The sequence below is a fragment of the Sinomonas sp. G460-2 genome (assembly GCF_047759905.1).
Lineage (GTDB): Bacteria > Actinomycetota > Actinomycetes > Actinomycetales > Micrococcaceae > Sinomonas.
This window is the reverse complement of the sequence record NZ_JBKZWT010000510.1, coordinates 1-1,605: the sequence shown is the minus strand read 5'-3', so window position 1 is coordinate 1,605 and position 1,605 is coordinate 1. Positions and strand designations below refer to the sequence as shown.

The window sequence follows — 1,605 nt, the reverse complement described above, 5'->3', positions numbered from 1 at the left end:
CGGCCGGCCGAACCGATCCCACCGCTCCGGAAGCTCGTCGCTCCACTGCTCGGCGCGCGCGTCGAGCCTCTCGAGCGCGGCCCAGTCGGGACGGTCGTCCTCGGGGATCGAGAGCCGGCGCACCAGCTCGCCCCACGCGGCCGTCGCCTCGGGGAACGGGACGTCCTGAAGGCGGTGGCGCGGGTCGAGACGTTCGAGCAAGAGCGCGCCGCCGCCGTCGTCCTCAATGAGCCGCACGGCGCCGTTGCCGTCCCACAGGCGCAGGGCTACGGGCTCCGAGGCGGCCTCTGGGTACGGGTAGGCGAGCTTGAGCACGAGCCTCTCCGAGCGCCGCCGGACGCCCACCACCATCGCGCCGAAGCCGGACCAGGGTCCGGGATCGGCGTCGTCGATCGTAAGGCCCCAGCGGTCGAGGGAGCGGTCGAGCTGGGCGGGAAGGGCGTCGAGCCAGGCGCGGCCGGCGGGCGTGCGCGAGTACCGGCGGACCAGATCCTCCGGCGCGAACGCGGCACTCGTTGCCGGGCCTACGGCGTCACCCACGTTTGTAGTGTGTCAGGCAATCCCTGTGGTGCCGAGCAGGCTGCCCAGGGCGAATGTCGCGGCGAGCGCTATCGCACCGCCGACGACCACGCGGATCGACGCGCGGGAGCGTGAGCCGCCGCCGATCCAGGCACCGACCGCCCCGGTGACGGCGAGGGCGGCGAGGACCACGACGAACGTGAGCGGAACGCGGATGGCCTCGGGGAACAGCAGGATCGAGAGCATGGGCAGGACGGCGCCGCACAGGAACGAGATCGCGGACGCGAACGCCGCGTGCCACGGGCTCACGATCTCGTCGGGATCGATGCCGAGCTCGATGTCGAGGTGGGCGCGCAGCGCGTCGTGGGCCGTGAGTTCCTCGGCCACTTTCGTCGCGAGGCCTTCGGACAGGCCCTTGCCGCGGTACAGCCCGACGAGTTCCTCGAACTCCTCGTGCGGCTGCTCCTTGAGTTCCTCGCGCTCCTTGGCGATGAGGTGGCGTTGGCTGTCGCTCTGGCTGCTGACCGAAACGTATTCGCCGAGGGCCATGGAGATGGCGCCGCCCACGAGCGCCGCCATCCCGGCCGCGAGGATGGGGCCGTTGTTGGTCGTGACGCCCGCGACGCCGACCACGACTGCAGCGACGGACACGATGCCGTCGTTGGCGCCGAGGACGCCCGCGCGGAGCCAATTGAGCTTTGCTGCGAGGTCCGTCCCCTGCGGCTCAGGATGCAGGCCCGTAGTCGGTTCAGTCGTCATGCCTCCACTGTGGCACTCGGTGCCGGGGCCTGCCAGCGAAGCAAGCCTTTCCTCAGTTGGCGGCGCGAGGGCGGAGGTTGCCCGCGAGGGCGGACGTTGTCCGCGAGAGCGGAGGTTGTCCGCGAGGGCGGAGGTTGTCCGCGAGGGCGGAGGCTGCCCGCGAGGGCGGAGGTTGTCCGCGAGGGCGGAGGCTGCCCGCGAGAGCGGACGTTTCCGCGCCGGCGAATGTGCGCTCTCGCTGCCAAGGTGCGCTCCCGCTGCCAAGGTGCGCTTTCGCTGCGGAGCCTCGGCTCAGTTGGCGGCTGGCAGTCCGGGGAACGCCGGGGC

The 1,605-nt window shown here is 71.9% G+C and carries 2 protein-coding genes; both read right to left on the bottom strand.

What is annotated here, in order from left to right; translation table 11 throughout:
- Positions 1–540 (bottom strand): aminoglycoside phosphotransferase family protein (locus ACLN58_RS21970; protein WP_415857332.1); only part of this gene is annotated, 540 nt, incomplete at its 3' end.
- 12 nt (positions 541–552) lie between these two features.
- Positions 553–1,278: a VIT family protein gene (locus tag ACLN58_RS21965; protein WP_415857331.1), complete on the bottom strand. Its 726-nt coding sequence runs from the start codon at positions 1,276–1,278 to the stop codon at positions 553–555.
- Between the last annotated feature and the right edge of the window lie 327 nt (positions 1,279–1,605).

Coding starts and splice junctions, on each gene's coding strand:
- ACLN58_RS21965 (WP_415857331.1), bottom strand. CDS start 1,278: ATGACGACTGAACCGACTACGGGCCTGCATCCTGAGCCGCAGGGGACG.